We start from the raw sequence: 17,429 nt of genomic DNA on the forward strand, positions 1-17,429 counted from the left end.
GAAGGTATCCTAATGTTTATACAATCAAAAACCGGTTAATCATGCTTTAACGGTTGCCGATCGATAGTGATCGATATCCCACGTTGCAAACCGCGCGGAGCAGCCATGATTACCCCCCTGCAGACGAGTGCCGGAACCGTCAGCACCACCCTTATGCAGTCGATGATCGACCAGGCGGAAGAAAACCGCATCGAGGACGAAAAGAAGGCACGTAAGGAGACCAAGGAGGAAGACATCCTCAAGGCGCGCGTGTCGGCGAGCAAGAGCCATGCGGCGCTGAACGACAAGGTCAACGCGCATTTCTTCGGGGCCTTGAAAGGCGACGACAACGCCGTAGCCGAGCTGATCTCGCGTTTCTTGAACATTCTGGGCGTCACCCGCGACGAGGGTGAAACCGATGCCGATTTCGGCACCCGCATTGCGGATAGCCTGACGCTGATCTCGATGATCGGCAAGGATGAAGCCAACCTTCCCGTTACCTCGTCCATCCCCGGCAGAGAGCAGAACATCACGCTGGCCCGCTTCCAGGTCAGCGTCGATGGCATTGATGCGGTGCTGGACGGCTCCGCCGAACAGCCGACGGAAATGACGAAAATGGCGGCCCGCTTCGTCACCCGCTACGGGCTGACCCAGAACGAAGACGAGAGCGATATACAGTACAGCAAGCGCATCGGCGAGACGATGGCGAACGTGCGCAAGTCGATGCCGGCCAGCATCGCGGTGCTTGAAACCAAGGCGGGTCTCAGGGATCTCGGCCTGACCGCCGCCCAGATGGTCGAGGCGATCAAAAACCCGTCCGGCACGCAGATGAAAATCATCCAGGAAGTCCTTGACGACAAGGCGCGCGCCGACGGTATCTCGACGCAGGACGCACAGATTGCGATCCAGCGGCTGGAAGATATCGCCAATCCGAAATCGATCGCAGAACTCAAGCTCGAACGAACCCACCAGCCGGATCCGACCCGCGTCGAAAACGAGGAAACACGCAAGGAGCGCGAAGAGGATATTCACAAGCTCGAAGCGGCCGAGAAACTCGAGGATGTCAAGGACGTGCAGGAAACGATCGCCAAGGTCAATGAGGCGATCCTCAACACGCCATCCGCCCCGGCCACCGGCACCACGGCCGAAGGACAGCCGGCCGCTGCCGCCGTCACATCCGGCGATCTGCTGGTGACGCTGGCCGCCGGCGCCGAAATGGCTGAGGTGGTCGAAAAAGCGGAAAGCACCGCCGCCGATGCCGGCGCGGCACGGATCGAAGCCATCGATACGGACGCAGGAACGACCGAGGTCTCCCAGGAAGCCAGGGACGAGGCCGATGCGGCCGTCCTCCTCGCGCGTTCGGGCCCCGGCGATGCGGCGGCACCCGTGGGTGAAGATGCAGCGGCGAGCGGCATTTTGGCCGTCGGCATCGACGAAAACGGAATTTACGAAATTCTCAAGCGCCAGTCCGAGGAGACGCGCGCGCTGGCAGCCTGACCGGCAACCGGCGTCGAACGACAAAACTGTGCGTCTTCCATGACGCCTCTCCGAAGTGGATCGATTTGACATGCTGCTTCCCACACAGCAAGCCGGCTTCACTGCCGTCACATCCCTCATGCAGTCGGTCATCGACGACGCCGAAAAGCGCCGTATCGAGGAGGAGGAAAAGCTCAAGGGCAAGAAGGAAGACAAGGTCCTCAAGGCAGGCCAGCGCACAAACGAGGCGCAGCGCGCGGCCAATGAGAAAATCAACGCGCATTTTTTCAACACGCAGGGCCTCGACGTCAACGAGCTGAAGGTCAACCTCATTCTATCGCTCGGAAAGATGCTCGGCATCGAAAAGCAGGAGGGGCAGTCCAGCTTCGGCTACGGACGGCAGCTCGAAAATGCGATCGCCCAGCTCGATTCGAAAGGGCTGTTTGCCCTCAACGAGGCGCTTGGGCTTGTCGATCTCAAAATTTCCGTCGGCGATCTCATCAAGGCGATCAAGAATCCCTACGGCGAGGAAGACGACAAGCTCGAGGCCGCGCTGGAAGAACGCGCCACCGGCATTGCGGGAACCGCCCAGTCACGAACAAAGGCTTTGCAGAGGCTGGAAACCGTTGCCGATCCCAAGACACTGGAGGAGCTGAAGCTCGAACGTGCCGGCAAGACCAGCGATCCGACAAAGATCGAGGATGCCGAAACGAAGGCGGAGCGCGAAGAGGAAATTGGCGCGCTGGAGGCCAAGGAAAAGCTGGAGGACGTCAAGGACCTGCACGCAATCGTGAAAGCCCAGAACGAACAGGCGCTCGGATCAGGGGCGGCCGAAACGGCAACCGCCGAAAACCCGGCGGACATGGCGATCAAGACGATACAGGTTCTGGCCGCGGGCGCGGAGGCGATCGACATGGCTGAAGCTCCGGACACGGCAGGAACCGATGAGGGCCTTGCCAGCGCGATGGCCGACAGAGGTCCGGCGGGCGCCAATGGCAAGAACGATATCTCGCTCAGCGAGGAGGAGGAAGTGTACCTGCTTTCGACCAACGGCCCCGACATGACGGATACAACCGGCACGCCCATTCTGGCCATTCAGGTTGATGAGAACGGCATCTACGCACTGCTTGCCAAGAAGCAGGCCGCCTGACTATGGCGTGCGCCTGACGATCCCCAGGCGCGCCATCACTTCCTTCGGGATGCCATACCGCTGGACGGCATCGCGATTGGAACGCAGGCCGCAGATTTCGCGCTGGATGAAGAAGGCCCAGACGACATCGGCGGCATCATCGAGCAACTGCTCGCGCCGCGCCGGCGTCATCTCCACATCCTTCAGCGCACCGAGCGCCGCGATGGCCTTCTCGACCTTCAGACCGTGCCGCCCGAGCGCATCCGCCCGCTCCGACATCAGCTCGTATTCCAGGAGGTTGAACCCGATATCCCTGGAAAAGGACGGGGACAGCGATTGAGGCGGGCGAACGGTCATCGGCGGCTCCGGTATAAACCGGAGCAAGGATGGGACGGAGCCGACGCTCAGGCAAGCGCTATTTTGCCCGGGCGCGAATGTCCTCGAAACTCCAGTCCCTCAGCAATTCGCCATTCCTCCAGACCGTTTCCAGATGATTGCGGCGGTCCTTGAGCTCATCGAGACGGGCCGCTTCAAGGCCGCCGAGACCGCTGACAACCGCTTGACGGCCTGCCTTCGATGCCTTGACATTCATGGTGGCGGGGCGCTTGAAGACATCGTGCCATATGCCGGTCTCATCCAGCCGGGCATTGGTCTTCATGGCGAAGGAATAGGTATCGCGGTTGACCTTCTGCAACAGGCCGCCGCCCATGCCGAAGGCGATGTTCTCGGCGGAAAAGCCGAAGGCTTCCAGCCGGCCGAGGATCTGGCCGATATCGGCATTGGAGATACCGTCGCCCTGGATGACGCGGACGGATGTATCGAGCACCTTGTAGCCCTTGCCGTTCAGCGTCGAGCCGAAGTGGTAGTCGAGTTGCTTGACCACATGCACCGGCGTCTCGATCGGATCGCCACTGTCGGGCCGGATGACCACGGTGCCGCCGCTGGCCCTGACCTTCTCGCGCAGCTGCTGGCCCCAGATTTCCGAGACCGCGTAATTGATGTCGTAGCTGTCGGAGACGACGGCGAACATGCCGCCGGCGGCGAAACGGTCGATCATATTGGAATAGGCCTCCGCCTCCCGCTCGACGCCCCATGCGGTCATCGTCGAATGTTCGGACGCGGGAATGGAGAAACCGGCCATGTCGGCGCCATAATAGCGCCGGGCGTAGAGCACGCCGGTCACGGTATCGGTGCCCATGAAATTGACCAGATGGGCGGCCCCGCCGATGCCGGCCTGTTCGAAAGCGCCGACACCGCGGGCGCCGAAATCATGCAGGCGGAAGGGCAACACGGCCTCCGGATCGTCGCAGGTCTTTTCGAGCATCGGCCGGATGATCTGTTTGACCTTGCGGGCATTGCTGGCGACGGAGGACGGATACCAGACGGCGCGCAGCAGCGCAGTCTCGATATAGGAGGTCAACCAGAACGATTCCGGATCGGTATTGACCACCTGTACCATCGGCACGCCACGGCGCAGCAGGGTGCCTTCCGGCAGGGCCTGGATCTCAAGCGGCAGGTAGCCGCCGAAATGCTCGACGATGCGCATCCAGCCAACCCGGTTGAACGGCAGGCCATGGGCAAGGACAATCGCCTCGGCCTCATCGACATCGGCCCGCGTCACCGGCTTGCCGAGATATTCCTTGAGGAACATCTGCAGGCCGAAGAACAGCACGTCGGCCTGATCCGGATGCCCGCGCGTCTCGATATAGGCGGAGATACCCCGCGTGCCCGGCGGATACTGGAGGAAATGGCTGAACTTGTAGCTGTCGGTGTTGAGGATCAGATTGGCCGGATTCATCGCATTCCCCCCGAAAGCAATTCCATATCTGCGCTGCAACGACGGCAGCGCAGCCTCAAGATGTACGCGACCGGCAAAAAGGCGGCAAGCGCAAATGGTGTCCTGCGGCTGCGGCACCCAAGCCGGTCCTACCTTCGGTATGGTTAACATTCTATCAATCATTCTGCCCTAGTCTTGATGGATAAGATGCTCGGCCACCTATGGTCCCGCAGCAGCCGCCGCAACCTGGTCTGGCCTTGAACGAGCCGCCCGGCATGCGCATGAAGCGCCCTCATCCTTCGATAGACACTTGGCCCCATGACCGGCATGCCGGAATGCATAGGCCCCTTTGACCTCAACCGAACCTGACGGAGATTGCGATGCTGATGCCCATTCTCACAGTCAAGACGTCCGTCGCCGCCGCGCAGGCGGCTGCCGTGGTGGAGATCGTCACGCCGAAGGAACGCGCGCCGGTACCGGTGCGGATTTCGGGAAACCAGTCTGAAGCGGTGCTCAAGATCCTGGAAACGCTGAACCGGCATCTGCTCGGAAGCGAGCCGCTGCCGAAGGAAGCGCTGATCCGGCTGCTCGACACGCTGGCGAAAATCCTGAAATTTCCGCCGCTGCCGCAGGAGACCCTGCGCGATTTCAGCAAGCGGCTGGCCGTGTTTCTCGAAACGCTGCCGCCGGCGGCCCGTCTGGCGCTGGAAAAGCAGCTGGGGCAGCGCAATCTGGCCGTCTCGATCCGCATCCTCGCCGAGGTGCTGAAAAACCCCTCGGTCATCGACGCGCCGCGCCTGCTGGACAGGCTTTTCACAGCTACCCCCATCACGCGATCCTTCATCGGCCAGACGGATGCAAGGCCGGTTCCGCCGCTGCCTGCGCCGCACGGCCAAACGACGGTTCCGGGCAGGCAGACGACATTGCCGCCGCCTCAAGCGGTAACCCAAATGCTTCCACCCGGGACGGCGGTCGTGCCCAGCCCCGGCCTGTTGCAGGCAGCCTTGAAAAAGGCCTTCGGCGATGACGACGACATCGCACCAGCGATCATTACAGCAGACGGGAACGAACCGGAGCAAAGTCCGGTGACGACGACGCGCCGGGACGATCAACCGGCAAAGGCGCCGACAGCGCGCGGCAACGACACTGCCGCTGCGAACATGCAGCCGCAGCAGCCTGCCAAGGCCGGTGCCGAGACGATCCCTCTGCTGCGCGCCGCAGCCGCATTCCTGGCGGCCGATCCGGAGGCATTGTCGCTGGTTGCCGCGATTGCCACCGGCGATATCGATAGCCGGCTCAAGAGCGAGCTGGAGCAGGAACTGGGGCTCGATCTTTTCGAGCCAACGGAGCCGCTGGAGCAGCCGGCACAATCGGAACCACAGAAGCCCGCCGAGCATTCGGCAGCAGAAAACAGGCCGGCCCCCGAAACCCGCGCGGACAACGGCAAGGAACCGGCGACACTTGACAATCGGTCCACCGGCGCACGCGACTTGCCTCTGCCGGAAGACTTTCCCTCGCTGGAAAACTTGCCTCCGCGAGAAGAATTGCCTTCCGTGCAAGACCTGCCTTCGCCGGACATCGACGCCGAGCCGGCGAGCCTTGTCTCCGCCGATATGGAGGATGTCTCCACCGATATCGAGGATGGGGCAGAGCCCCCCGTTTCCTCCGCCAGACCACCGCTTGCCCGGACGGTCAATGAGGTCAATGGCTTCAAGGGCCATGATCTGGGCGAATGGGAGCTGGAAACCGAGGTTGAGGGCCGATCCGCAACGGTTGCGGAAGAGATCCCGCTTCCGGCGGACGAACCCGAGATGAGCCGCCCGGAAAGGGCTCTTGCTCAAACGCTGAAGGCACTGGTCGAAGCCAGCCTGCCGCTGCCGGGAGGAGCCACCGGTGGCGCCGATACGCTGTTTGCGGCGCTGGCCGGCGAGACGGCGGATATGGGCGCCGAAATCCTGTTTGCGCAGCTTGAGGCCGCTGACGATGCCGGTGCGCTGCCGGACAGGGCGCTGCTGACCGGCGATATCGGCGACCCGGCGGACCTGCCGGGCCTTGAAGCCGAAGCCTGGAGCGCAATGCTGGACGGACCGGAGGAAAACACCGTCAACCGGCAGGTCCTCCCGCGTCCCATCGCTCCCGAGGAGGCCGCGCGCGAACCGCAAATGCCCCGGCTGCCGGATACGGCCATTGTCCGGGATATTATCCCGTTCGCGATGATCCCCTACCTGCCGGCAAAGGGGCAGGATACGCGAACCGCAAAGGCTGAAGACGAGGAGCAACCGACGTTTGCCAACGACGAGGACGAAGGCCAGCGTGGAGAAAGTGGCGATCAGCCGGAGAACCGCGACAACGGTGCCGCTGCCGCATCGCAGCCAGAAGCGGACGAGAGCAACACCGACGTCGCCTACGATCTCTACCGCCGCATGGGCGGACTTGGCTGAACGGACGGGCCGTCACCGGCAAGGACAAGACAAACAAAAGCCCGCGGAAATCGCTTTCCGCGGGCTCTTTCATTCCAACGGCTAAGGCTTATTCGCCGCCGCGGTTCTTCAGGGCTGCGCCCAGGATGTCGCCGAGCGAAGCGCCCGAGTCGGACGAACCGAACTGTGCGACGGCTTCCTTCTCTTCAGCGATTTCCAGTGCCTTGATCGACAGCATGACCTTGCGGTCCTTCTTGGAGAAGTTGGTGACGCGGGCGTCGACAACCTGACCAACGGAGAAACGCTCCGGACGCTGTTCGTCGCGGTCACGCGACAGATCGGCACGGCGGATGAACGAGGTGAGGTCTTCGTGGTTGACGAGCTTCACTTCGATGCCACCGTCGTTGACGGCCAGGACTTCGCACGAGACAACGGCGTTCTTGCGCAGATCGCCCGATGCAGCGGCGTCGCCGACCGCATCCTTGCCGAGCTGCTTGATGCCGAGCGAGATGCGTTCCTTTTCGACGTCCACATCCAGAACGACAGCCTTGACGACGTCGCCCTTGTTGAACTCTTCGATGACCTGTTCGCCCGGACGGTTCCAGTCGAGGTCGGAGAGATGCACCATGCCGTCAACGTCGCCGTCGAGACCGATGAACAGGCCGAATTCGGTCTTGTTCTTGACTTCGCCTTCAACTTCCGTGCCAGCCGGATGGCTGTGCGCGAATGCCTGCCACGGATTCTCGAGCGTCTGCTTGAGGCCGAGCGAGATGCGGCGCTTGGTCGGGTCGACTTCGAGAACGACAACGTCGACTTCCTGCGTCGTGGACAGGATCTTGCCGGGGTGTACGTTCTTCTTGGTCCAGGACATTTCGGAGATGTGGATCAGGCCTTCGATGCCCGGCTCCAGCTCTACGAATGCACCGTAGTCGGTGATGTTGGTGACGGTACCGGAGATCTTCTTGCCGACCGGGTACTTGGCACCGATGCCATCCCAAGGATCCGACTCGAGCTGCTTCATGCCGAGCGAGATGCGGTGGGTTTCCTGGTTGATGCGGATGATCTGAACCTTGACCTGCTGGCCGATGTTCAGGATTTCCGACGGATGGTTGACGCGGCGCCATGCCATGTCGGTGACGTGCAGCAGGCCGTCGATGCCGCCGAGGTCAACGAACGCACCGTAATCGGTGATGTTCTTGACGACGCCGTCAACAACCTGGCCTTCTTCGAGGTTCTGGACGATTTCCGAACGCTGTTCAGCACGCGATTCTTCGAGAACCGTGCGGCGCGAAACCACGATGTTGCCGCGGCGCTTGTCCATCTTGAGGATTTCGAAGGGCTGCGGGTTGTGCATCAGCGGGGTGACGTCGCGGATCGGACGGATGTCGACCTGGGAGCGCGGCAGGAAGGCAACGGCACCATCCAGATCGACGGTGAAACCACCCTTGACCTGGTTGAAGATGACGCCTTCGACGCGTTCGCCGGCTTCGAACTTGACTTCGAGACGGATCCAGCTTTCCTCGCGGCGAGCCTTCTCGCGCGACAGAACAGCTTCGCCCATCGCATTTTCGATGCGCTCGACATAAACTTCGACTTCATCGCCGACCTTCAGCGTGCCGTCCTTGGCCTTCGCGCCGAATTCCTTCAGAGCGATGCGGCCTTCGACCTTGAGGCCGACGTCAACGATTGCGACGTCCTTCTCGATGGCCGTTACGATACCCTTGGTGACGTAGCCTTCGGCAAGATCCTGCGTGGCAAAGGATTCCTGCAGCAGCGCGGCAAAATCGTCGCGGGTGGGGTTAGCTTGAGACATGAATACTCCTGATGTGCCTTCATATGGGGCACAGGCGCCGGGGGTTAGCGTTGACAGGTCCGAAAACCATCCGCTCCATTCAGATGAGGAGCAAATCCGGCGCGGGGATGGTGGTTCGGACTATTTCATTATTTCAATGCGGCATCGATGATGGTCTTTGCCGCCAAGAATGCGGCCTCTATACTCATTTCGGACGTATCTAGCAAGTGCGCATCGGCGGCCGGGCGCAGCGGGCTGTCGGCCCGTCCCATGTCGCGCTCGTCGCGCTTGACGATATCGGCCAGGACCTCGAGAAAATCAGCCGGCGTGCCGTTGCCGACGATCTCGTCGAAGCGGCGGCGCGCACGCACCTCGGCCGATGCCGTGACATAGAGCTTCACCGGCGCATCCGGGCAGACGACCGTGCCGATATCGCGGCCGTCGAGCACCGTTCCGGGCGCACGGACGGCAAAGGCGCGCTGGGTTTCGACCAGAGCCTGACGCACCAGCGGCATGACCGCAATCTTTGAGGCCGCCTCGCCGATCGAATGCGCCGACAGCACGCCGCGGTCGAGCCCGGCAAGCTCCACGTCCCGCGCCATCTGCTCGGCAATGGTTTCGTCGTCGAGCGGCAGGCCGGCATCGAGCAGCGCCTTGGCCGTGGCGCGATAGGTCAGGCCGGTGTCGAGATGATGAAACCCGTATTCCCCGGCGATCCGGCGCGACAAGGTCCCCTTGCCCGCCGCCGCGGGTCCATCGATGGCGATGATCATGGAATGTCCTTCAGAACTGCTCTTCTCAAATATCCGGCACAGTTAGCGGAAACTGGCGCGAAATGCCAATGCAGCAAGAGCAACGTCAACAGCCCATACCCGCCCCCTCTCGCACATTATAGAACATCATGCCGATCATTGACCTTCTCGCGCACGCACCCCAGGTACAGGCACAATATCGGGCTTTGCATGGTAAAAATGACCATCCGGCAGCCCTCTTGCCCGCGTGGGCGGGAGATCGGAAAGTTAGGCTTTGACAGAACAGGCCAAGACCATTATGGGGACCGGCTAATTCTTTTTACGTTCAACGCCGGTATTCCGGCAAATGCCGGTAACCCCGGCCATTCAAGAGGCTTTGACTGTGGCAAAAGCGGAACTTGGAACAAAACGCATCGATCCGGAGACAGGCCGTAAATTCTACGACCTGAACAAGGATCCGATCGTTTCTCCCTATACCGGCAAATCCTATCCCCTGTCCTTCTTCGAGGAAACATCCGTCGCCAAGGTCATGGAGAAGGCTGCCGAGGAGGACGAGGTCCAGGAAGTCGACGCGGAGAACACCGAAGTCGAACTGGTTTCGCTCGAGGATGCCGACAGCGAAGCAGCCGGCGGCGACGACATTCCGGATCTGGGCGACGATGACGTCGAGATCGAAGGCGACGACGACGACACCTTCCTCGAGGCCGATGAAGACGACGAGGACGGCCTGTCCGACCTGATCGGCGTTTCGGACGACGACGACGAGGTCTAAACCTCTCATAAATCACGCAAATGGCGTCCGCGCGGGGTTTTCTCCCATCACGCGGACGCAAGGCTCCGGGCTCACTTCAGAAAAATTTCGCCCTTTGTCTTTTTCGGCTTGCCATCTGCAGAAAGCAGACGTATGAAGCCGCCACCCGACCGGACGAACAGTTCGGACGGACTTCCCGGAACCGGCACTGCCGGACCCATAATGGGGCTATAGCTCAGCTGGGAGAGCGCTTGCATGGCATGCAAGAGGTCAGCGGTTCGATCCCGCTTAGCTCCACCATTACTCTTCTCTCTTTTTGTTTTTACCGGCATTGAACGCGTACCGATTGTATTCGGGCCATTGACTAATGGCCGCCTGCGCGCTCCAAACGTCGCCTGAATCATCGACATTGAGAAGAAAATCATGGATCTCGGGATCAACGGTAAACAGGCACTCGTTCTCGGCGGCAGCAAGGGGTTGGGGCGCGGCATCGCCGAGGCGCTGGCCGCCGAAGGCGTTGGCGTCATCCTGACCGGGCGCGATCAGGCGACGGCAGAGCGGAGCGCGGCGCAAATCGGTGATTCGGCCAAAGGTCTGGCGCTGGATCTTGCAGATGCTGGCGGCATCGATCCGTTTCTGGACCAGCTGGCGAGCGGCTTCGGCGCCATCGACATCCTGGTGCTGAACGGTGGCGGACCGCCGCCCAGTCTTGCGGCAGAAATCGACCCGGCCTTCTGGCGGGCCCAGTTCGATACGATGGTGCTGGCGGGCATGCGCATCACCAACAGGCTGCTGCCAACCATGCGGCAGCGTGGCTGGGGCCGGATCATGGCTGTCGCCTCCACCAGCATCCGCGAGCCGATCCCGGGCCTGACCGCCTCCAATGCCCTGCGTAGCGCCGTTGCGGGCTGGATGAAGACGCTGGCCCGGGAGGTGGCGGCCGACGGCGTGACCGTCAACATGCTTCTCCCCGGCCGTCTGGCAACGGACCGAACGCTCAGCTTCGACCGGATGGACGCCGAGAGCGAAGGACTGAGCCTGGAAACGGTTGCGGCGCGCAGCCAGTCGGACATTCCGATCGGCCGCTATGGCACTCCGGCCGAGTTCGGCGCGGCGGCGGCGTTTCTTGCCAGCCGTCAGGCGGCCTACATAACCGGTGTCGCGCTGCCGATCGACGGCGGTCTCAGCCACTCGATGCTTTAGGCTGATCGCCGCTCCTCAGCGATGCGCCGCCCAGGGCACGAACCAGCGCTCCAGCAGCCGCGCCAGGATTTCCAGCAGGAATGCGATCGCGGCTATCACGATGATGCCGGCGATGACGATGTCGGTGACGAGAAACTGGGCGGCCGACTGGATCATGAAGCCGAGGCCGCGGCTTGCCGCCACCAGTTCGGCCGCCACCAGCGTTGACCAGCCGGCGCCGAGCGCGATGCGGGTGCCGGTCAGGATCGAGGGGATGGCGCTGGGGAAAATCACATGCAGCAGCACCTGCAGCCGGCTGGCGCCGAAGGAGCGGGCGGCGTTGACGAAGTCGGCGGGTGCCGATTTGACGCCGGCAGCCGTCGACAGGATGATCGGCGGCAGCATGGCGAGCGAGATGACGGTGATCTTCGAGGCTTCGCCGATGCCAATCCAGATGATGATCAGCGGCAGATAGGCAAGCGGCGGCAGCGGCCGCAGGAACTCGACGATCGGATCCAGGATGCCCTTGCCGATGCGGCTGGCGCCGAGGGCAAGGCCAGCCGGAATGCCGATGACGAGCGAGGCGGCAAGGGCTGCGAAGATGCGCAGCAGGCTGGCGAACGTGTGCTGCGCCAGCGTCGAATCGACGAAACCGTTGACCGCGACATTGTAGATCGCCTTCAGCACGATAAGCGGCGACGGCAAAAAGAGCAGCGAGACGACGCCGTAGGCCGAGGCCAGGCTCCAGGCGGCGAGGATGACAGCGATCGTCGCCAGCGAGATCGCCAACGTGCCGCGGCTGCGCCCCGACTTGCCGGCTTCAGGCTTGCCGGCGTCAGACTGGATTTCGACCGGCGCTGTGGGCGCGATGATACCGGCGTCGATGGTCATGCCGCATCCTCCTGCGCATCCGCGTGGATGAGCCCGGTGAGCCCATCATGCAGACGCCTGTATTCGGGTGTATCCTTGATGTCCTGTACCGATTTGCCTGACAGCAACTGCCGGCCGAAGCCGGCCGGGATATCGGCGACGATCCGGCCGGGATTGGGCGCCAGCACGACGACGCGGGTGGCGAGCAGCATGGCTTCCTCGATGCTGTGGGTGATCAGAAGTGCGCCCGTCTTGCTGTCCGACCAGACCTTGAGCAGGAATTGCTGCAGGCGGGCGCGGGTCAGCGCATCGAGCGCGCCCAGCGGTTCGTCCAGCAGCAGGAAACGCGGATCGGAGGCCAGCGCACGGGCGATGCCGACGCGCTGGCGCATGCCGCCGGAGAGTTCCCAGATATTCTTGGCGCCGGCGTTTTCCAGACCGACCTTGGCGAGCAGATCGTCGGCCCGAAGCCGGCGTTCACCCTTGGCGATACCCCGCAGCTTCAGCGGAAAGGCGACATTGTCGCGCGCGTTGAGCCAGGGGTAGAGCGCATCGTCCTGGAACACCACGGCCCGATCGGCACCCGGCCCGGTGATGTCCTCGCCATCGACGGAGACACGGCCGGATGTGGGCTTCAGGAAACCGGCGGCGAGATTGAGAAGGCTGGTCTTGCCGGAGCCGGAACGGCCGATGACGGCGATGAACTCATCCGAGGCGAGATGCAGCGTGATGCCATCCAGCACAAGCCGCGTCTGACTGATATCGCGGTCGACCGGAAAGGCAAGGGAGACGGATTGCAGCGACAGCACGCTCATGATCACACCGATGGTTTGAAGCGCTGGAACGCCAAAGGGTCCAGCGCTTCGTTGGTTAGAGACGCTTTGCTGGTTAAAGACCGGCCTTGGCGGCTTCGACGACCCAGCGCGAGGAGACGTAGGGCGAATAATCCGACAGGACGGCCGGGATCTTGCCCTGCTCCAGCAGGAAGGCCGAGGTTTCGGCCACTGCCTTTGCCGTGCCACCACCCAGGAGATCGGCTCCAGCCTGTTCTTCAAGCGACGGGAAGTGATAGCCCTTCAGGAGCGCCGGCACTTCCTCGGCCTTTGCGCCGGTAAGCTTGGCGATCTTTTCGGCTTCCGGCGACGTGGCATTCCAGCTGTCGGGATTGGCGAGGTAAGACGCATAGGCCTTGCCCGTCACCTGAACGAAGCCGGTGACGATATCCGGGTGTTCTTCGGCGAACTTCTTGCTGACGATCCAGGCATCGAAGGTCGGTCCGCCCCATGTGGCGACATCGGCCGAAGTGGCGAGGACGGTGCCGGTTTTCTTCAGCTGCGACAGGACCGGATCCCAGACATAGGCGCCATCGATATCGCCGCGTTCCCAGGCAGCGGCGATTTCCGGCGGCCGCAGGTTGAGGATTTCGACCGACTTCGGATCGACCTTCCAGTGCTTCAGCGCCGTCAGCAGGCTGTAATGGGCGGTCGAGACGAAGGGGGTGGCGATCTTCTTGCCGGCGAGGCCTTCCGGCTTGTCGATGTCCTTGACGGCCAACGCTTCGGCTTCCGAAATCAGGCCGACGACGAAGATCGTCTCGATCGGGATTTCACGGCTGGCGGCGGCGGCCAGCGGCGATGAGCCGACATAACCGATATCGAGCGAACCGGAGGCGATCGCGGCGATCACATCGGCACCGCCGTCGAATTTCTGCCAGTTGATCTTGGCGCCGGTGACCTTTTCATAGGTGCCGTCAGCCTGCGGCACGCGCGACGGCTCGACGATCGGCTGATAGCCGATATTGACGTTGACATCGGCGGCGTAGGAAAAATTGCTATAGGTGGTCAGGGCGAGAACGGCCAAGCTGGCAGTTCCCAAAAGGCGGCGGCGGTTAATTGTCATGTCCCTCTCCCGGCAATGGTTCAAAGAGCATTCCGCCCCGAACTGTCCGGTGGAATGTTGTATAATCATTGTAAAATTCATAGAATTTATAGAGATAAAAAATTCCCGATTTCTGCATACTTGCGTAATGTCGTTCTAAAATACGATACAGCTCGGGTCGTTTCTCGGTCGATGCAGGAATGGACCTTCGGTGAGCTCGAAAGACATGAGGACGGCAGGATGAAGACAATGCAGATCTACGCCTTCGACATGAACTGCGTCGGGCATATCAATCACGGGCTGTGGACGCATCCGCGCGACCAGTCGATGCGCTATACCGATCTCGACTACTGGACGGATCTGGCCATGACCGCGGAGCGCGGCAAGCTCGACGGGCTGTTTCTGGCCGATATCGTGGGGGTCTATGACGTCTACAAGAAAAGTCCGGCACCGGTGATCGAGACGGGCGCACAGATCCCGGTCAACGATCCGCTCATTCCAATTTCCGCCATGGCACATGTGACCAAACATCTCGGCTTCGGGGTGACGGTCAACACGACCTATGAACAGCCGTTCCTGCTGGCGCGGCGCATGTCGACGCTGGATCACCTGACCAAGGGGCGGATCGGCTGGAACATCGTGACCGGCTATCTCGACAGTGCAGCCCGCAGCATGGGGCTGGAACGCCAGCCGGAGCATGACGCCCGCTACGATGCGGCGGAGGACTATCTCCAAGTCCTCTACAAGCTCTGGGAAGGCAGCTGGGACGACGACGCGGTGCTGCGCGACAAGGCGGGGCGGATGTTTGCCGATCCCTCCAAGGTGCGTGCCGTGAAGCATGACGGTTCCTACTACAAGATGGAGGGCATTCACCTGAGCGAGCCCTCGCCGCAGCGCACGCCGCTGCTGTTTCAGGCTGGCGCCTCGGCACGTGGCCAGGACTTTGCGGGAAAACACGCCGAATGCGTGTTCATTGCCAGCGCCACACCGCAGGCGGCCAGACCGATCGTCGACGGCTTGCGCCGGAAAGCTGTGGAGTTCGGCCGGGGTGGCGATGCCTTGCGCATCCTCAACCTTTTGACGGTCGTCGTCGGACGGACGGAGAAAGAAGCGCAGGACAAGCTGGAGGACTATCGCCGTCATGCCAGCATTAAGGCTTCGCTGGCGCATTACTCCAGCTCGATCGGTATCGATCTTTCGACATACGGGCTGGATGAGCCGATCGGGCAGCTGACCACCAATGCCAACCAGTCAGCCCTGGCCGTGATTACCGGACAGGCGGCGAAACCTGTGACGGTGCGGCAGATCACCGAACAGATGGTGCTCGGCAGCCGGATAAGGCCGGTGATCGGATCGCCGGAACAGATCGCCGATCACCTGCAGAGGTGGATCGACGACGCCGGCATTGACGGCTTCAATCTGGCCCGAACGGTGGCGCCCGAAAGCCTGAGGGATTTCGTCGATCTGGTGATACCGGTGCTGCAGGAGCGCGGATTGTTCAAGGCCGATTACGCAGAGGGGCCACTGCGGCAAAAGCTGTTCGGCAGCGAGAACGGGAGACTGCCTGCCTCACATCCCGCCGCCGCATTCAGGTTCCGCAACGCTTAGCCGGCTATCGACGATCCAGTCTGGCGACCAGGCGGTCGCCGAGCCATTGAATGCCGCAGACGAGGACGATCAGCACGATCACCACGGCGATCATCACCGTCGTCTCGAAACGCTGGTAGCCATAGCGGATGGCGAGATCGCCGAGGCCGCCGGCCCCGATGGCACCGGCCATGGCGGATGCACCGATCAGGGTTACCAGCGTCACCGTGAAGCCGGCGACGATGCCCGGCAGCGCTTCCGGCACCAGCACCTCGCGGATGATGGTCCAGCGATTGCCGCCCATGGCGCGCACGGCATCGATCAGGCCGCGATCGACCTCGCGCAGCGACACTTCGGCAATGCGCGCGTAATAGGGCGTGGCGGCAATGGCCAGCGGTACGATCGCCGCCCAGGTGCCGAGCGCCGTGCCGACGATCAGCCGTGTCAGCGGGATCAGCGCCACCAGAAGGATGATGAAGGGCACCGAGCGGAAGCCGTTGACGATGGCGCCGAGCAGGCTGTTCAGCCAGGGCTTTTCGGCAATGCCGCCACGGCTGGTGGCGACCAGCGCCAGCCCCAGCGGCAGACCGGCCACCAGCGAGATGAGGCCGGAAGCGGCGGTCATCAGGATCGTTTCCCAAAGGGAGCGAAACAGCAGTTCAAGCATGATCGGTGTCATAACCAAGCACCTCCACCCGCGCGCCGCGGGCTTTCAGAAATTGCTGGACCTTTTCCGGCAGCGTGGAATCGCGCGTCGGAACGGCAATGAAGAACCGCGCCACCGGCTGGTTCTGGATGTGATCGATACCGCCATGGACGAGGCGGAAGGACTGCGGCAACGCCTGCGAGAGGTCGGCGAACAGCGCGCCTTGCGCTGCCGGGCCGGCCATGTCGACGCTGAGGATCTGCTCAGGCCCGGATAGCGGCGACAGCCGTGCCGCGATATAGTCGGGCAGCTGCGGGCGGATGCCGCCGAGCAGGCTTTGGGTGATCGGCGCCTGCGGATCGGCAAAGACCGACCAGACCGGCCCTTCCTCGACGATGCGGCCGGCATCGATGACCGCGACGCGATCGGCGACGCTGCGCACCACTTCCATCTCATGGGTAATGAGCAGGATGGTGAGACCGAGCTTGCGGTTGATGTCCTTCAACAGCGCGAGAATCGACCGCGTCGTTTCCGGATCGAGCGCCGAGGTGGCTTCGTCCGACAGCAGCAACGCTGGTCTTGCGGCAAGCGCGCGGGCGATGCCGACGCGCTGCTTCTGGCCGCCGGAGAGCGACGACGGATAGGCCTTGGCCTTGTCTGCAAGCCCCACAAGTTCGAGCAGTTCGGCGGCGCGCTTCAGGCGTTCGGCCTTGCCGAGGCCTTCGATCTTCAATGGCAGTGCGACGTTTTCCTCCACCGTCTTTGCCGACAGCAGGTTGAAATGCTGGAAGATCATGCCGATGCGGCGGCGCAGCGGCTGCAGGTCCTTTTCGCTCAGGCCGGTGATCCTGCGGCCCTCGATATGGACTTCGCCGCTATCGGCCTGTTCCAGACCATTGAGGCAACGGATCAGCGTCGACTTTCCAGCGCCGCTGCGGCCGATGAGCCCCAGGATCTCGCCCTTGCGCACGGTCAGCGATACGCCGTCCAGCGCCGGCGTCGTTCCGAACCGGCGCCGGACGTCCGTCAGACGAACGACCTCCTCGGCCTCCGCTTCTGGCGGCACCGCGATCGTTGACGCGGAAACAAAAGAATTCATGCCATGTCCCTCGCTTGGTTTTGGGCGCTTGATTTTGGGCGCTTGGTTTTCAGTGTTTGATTTTCGGCGCCCCTACCAACGCCCAAGGCGG

15 protein-coding genes and 1 tRNA gene are annotated in these 17,429 nt (G+C 62.4%); 7 read left to right on the plus strand and 9 right to left on the minus strand.

Going from position 1 to position 17,429, the window contains the following annotated elements; translation table 11 throughout:
• The first annotated feature begins 105 nt into the window (after positions 1-105).
• Both ADU59_RS04690 and ADU59_RS04695 read left to right on the plus strand, forming a co-directional pair.
• Complete coding sequence (locus tag ADU59_RS04690) at positions 106-1,476, plus strand: hypothetical protein (protein WP_068952102.1); 1,371 nt, start codon at positions 106-108, stop codon at positions 1,474-1,476.
• A gap of 70 nt (positions 1,477-1,546) precedes the next feature.
• Entirely contained in the window at positions 1,547-2,605 is a 1,059-nt protein-coding gene (locus ADU59_RS04695) for a BAR domain-containing protein (RefSeq protein ID WP_068952104.1), read from the plus strand.
• Here the strand turns inward: ADU59_RS04695 and ADU59_RS04700 are convergent, their stop codons facing one another.
• Together ADU59_RS04700 and ADU59_RS04705 are read right to left on the minus strand one after the other, a co-directional pair.
• The gene (locus tag ADU59_RS04700) at positions 2,606-2,941 is read right to left on the minus strand and encodes a DUF6665 family protein (protein WP_068952106.1); all 336 of its coding nucleotides are present in this window, start codon (positions 2,939-2,941) and stop codon (positions 2,606-2,608) included. It lies immediately after the preceding gene.
• A gap of 58 nt (positions 2,942-2,999) precedes the next feature.
• Positions 3,000-4,382, minus strand: coding sequence for a nicotinate phosphoribosyltransferase (locus tag ADU59_RS04705; RefSeq protein ID WP_068952109.1), 1,383 nt, complete (start codon positions 4,380-4,382; stop codon positions 3,000-3,002).
• A gap of 365 nt (positions 4,383-4,747) precedes the next feature.
• Between ADU59_RS04705 and ADU59_RS04710 the strand changes: the two genes are divergently transcribed.
• Positions 4,748-6,802 carry a hypothetical protein gene (locus ADU59_RS04710; protein WP_139093141.1) on the plus strand — a complete coding sequence of 685 codons (2,055 nt, stop codon included), beginning with the start codon at positions 4,748-4,750 and terminating at the stop codon, positions 6,800-6,802.
• An 88-nt stretch (positions 6,803-6,890) separates the two neighbouring features.
• On the opposite strand, the gene rpsA is transcribed toward ADU59_RS04710, so the two are convergent.
• Positions 6,891-8,594 (minus strand): 30S ribosomal protein S1, encoded by a 1,704-nt coding sequence (rpsA, locus tag ADU59_RS04715; protein WP_068952114.1) that lies wholly within the window; start codon positions 8,592-8,594, stop codon positions 6,891-6,893.
• Between the two features lie 128 nt (positions 8,595-8,722).
• Positions 8,723-9,346, minus strand: a complete 624-nt coding sequence (gene cmk / locus ADU59_RS04720) for a (d)CMP kinase (protein ID WP_068952117.1) — start codon at positions 9,344-9,346, stop codon at positions 8,723-8,725.
• Between the two features lie 361 nt (positions 9,347-9,707).
• Here cmk and ADU59_RS04725 point away from each other — a divergent pair, with 361 nt between their 5' ends.
• The 3 genes from ADU59_RS04725 to ADU59_RS04735 all read left to right on the plus strand — a co-directional run bounded on the left by ADU59_RS04725 (position 9,708) and on the right by ADU59_RS04735 (position 11,279).
• Positions 9,708-10,097, plus strand: a complete 390-nt coding sequence (locus ADU59_RS04725) for a TIGR02300 family protein (RefSeq protein ID WP_068952611.1) — start codon at positions 9,708-9,710, stop codon at positions 10,095-10,097.
• Positions 10,098-10,300: 203 nt separating this feature from the next.
• A tRNA-Ala gene (locus ADU59_RS04730) sits at positions 10,301-10,376 on the plus strand.
• A 123-nt stretch (positions 10,377-10,499) separates the two neighbouring features.
• Complete coding sequence (locus ADU59_RS04735) at positions 10,500-11,279, plus strand: SDR family oxidoreductase (protein ID WP_068952119.1); 780 nt, start codon at positions 10,500-10,502, stop codon at positions 11,277-11,279.
• A 15-nt stretch (positions 11,280-11,294) separates the two neighbouring features.
• Here ADU59_RS04735 and ADU59_RS04740 read toward each other — a convergent pair whose 3' ends face one another.
• The 3 genes from ADU59_RS04740 to tauA all read right to left on the minus strand — a co-directional run bounded on the left by ADU59_RS04740 (position 11,295) and on the right by tauA (position 14,027).
• Positions 11,295-12,149: an ABC transporter permease subunit gene (locus ADU59_RS04740; RefSeq protein WP_068952121.1), complete on the minus strand. Its 855-nt coding sequence runs from the start codon at positions 12,147-12,149 to the stop codon at positions 11,295-11,297.
• Entirely contained in the window at positions 12,146-12,943 is a 798-nt protein-coding gene (locus ADU59_RS04745) for a taurine ABC transporter ATP-binding protein (protein WP_068952123.1), read from the minus strand. Before ADU59_RS04745 ends, ADU59_RS04740 begins: the two co-directional genes overlap by 4 nt.
• Positions 12,944-13,016: 73 nt before the next feature.
• Positions 13,017-14,027 carry a taurine ABC transporter substrate-binding protein gene (gene tauA / locus ADU59_RS04750; RefSeq protein ID WP_068952125.1) on the minus strand — a complete coding sequence of 337 codons (1,011 nt, stop codon included), beginning with the start codon at positions 14,025-14,027 and terminating at the stop codon, positions 13,017-13,019.
• 219 nt (positions 14,028-14,246) lie between these two features.
• Between tauA and ADU59_RS04755 the strand changes: the two genes are divergently transcribed.
• Positions 14,247-15,614, plus strand: a complete 1,368-nt coding sequence (locus ADU59_RS04755) for an LLM class flavin-dependent oxidoreductase (protein WP_068952127.1) — start codon at positions 14,247-14,249, stop codon at positions 15,612-15,614.
• Positions 15,615-15,618: 4 nt separating this feature from the next.
• On the opposite strand, the gene ADU59_RS04760 is transcribed toward ADU59_RS04755, so the two are convergent.
• On the minus strand, positions 15,619-16,272 hold the full coding sequence (locus ADU59_RS04760; protein WP_068952129.1) for a methionine ABC transporter permease: 654 nt from the start codon (positions 16,270-16,272) through the stop codon (positions 15,619-15,621).
• Positions 16,253-17,338: a methionine ABC transporter ATP-binding protein gene (locus tag ADU59_RS04765; RefSeq protein ID WP_068952131.1), complete on the minus strand. Its 1,086-nt coding sequence runs from the start codon at positions 17,336-17,338 to the stop codon at positions 16,253-16,255. Before ADU59_RS04765 ends, ADU59_RS04760 begins: the two co-directional genes overlap by 20 nt.
• Positions 17,339-17,429: the final 91 nt, after the last annotated feature.

Origin of the sequence: Pararhizobium polonicum (assembly GCF_001687365.1) — a bacterium.
GTDB classification, from domain to species: Bacteria; Pseudomonadota; Alphaproteobacteria; order Rhizobiales; family Rhizobiaceae; genus Pararhizobium; species Pararhizobium polonicum.

Coding starts and splice junctions, on each gene's coding strand:
- ADU59_RS04745 (WP_068952123.1), bottom strand. CDS start 12,943: ATGAGCGTGCTGTCGCTGCAATCCGTCTCCCTTGCCTTTCCGGTCGAC.
- ADU59_RS04705 (WP_068952109.1), bottom strand. CDS start 4,382: ATGAATCCGGCCAATCTGATCCTCAACACCGACAGCTACAAGTTCAGC.
- ADU59_RS04735 (WP_068952119.1), top strand. CDS start 10,500: ATGGATCTCGGGATCAACGGTAAACAGGCACTCGTTCTCGGCGGCAGC.
- ADU59_RS04700 (WP_068952106.1), bottom strand. CDS start 2,941: ATGACCGTTCGCCCGCCTCAATCGCTGTCCCCGTCCTTTTCCAGGGAT.
- ADU59_RS04765 (WP_068952131.1), bottom strand. CDS start 17,338: ATGAATTCTTTTGTTTCCGCGTCAACGATCGCGGTGCCGCCAGAAGCG.
- ADU59_RS04710 (WP_139093141.1), top strand. CDS start 4,748: ATGCCCATTCTCACAGTCAAGACGTCCGTCGCCGCCGCGCAGGCGGCT.
- ADU59_RS04695 (WP_068952104.1), top strand. CDS start 1,547: ATGCTGCTTCCCACACAGCAAGCCGGCTTCACTGCCGTCACATCCCTC.
- ADU59_RS04755 (WP_068952127.1), top strand. CDS start 14,247: ATGAAGACAATGCAGATCTACGCCTTCGACATGAACTGCGTCGGGCAT.
- tauA (WP_068952125.1), bottom strand. CDS start 14,027: ATGACAATTAACCGCCGCCGCCTTTTGGGAACTGCCAGCTTGGCCGTT.
- ADU59_RS04690 (WP_068952102.1), top strand. CDS start 106: ATGATTACCCCCCTGCAGACGAGTGCCGGAACCGTCAGCACCACCCTT.
- ADU59_RS04760 (WP_068952129.1), bottom strand. CDS start 16,272: ATGACACCGATCATGCTTGAACTGCTGTTTCGCTCCCTTTGGGAAACG.
- cmk (WP_068952117.1), bottom strand. CDS start 9,346: ATGATCATCGCCATCGATGGACCCGCGGCGGCGGGCAAGGGGACCTTG.
- ADU59_RS04740 (WP_068952121.1), bottom strand. CDS start 12,149: ATGACCATCGACGCCGGTATCATCGCGCCCACAGCGCCGGTCGAAATC.
- rpsA (WP_068952114.1), bottom strand. CDS start 8,594: ATGTCTCAAGCTAACCCCACCCGCGACGATTTTGCCGCGCTGCTGCAG.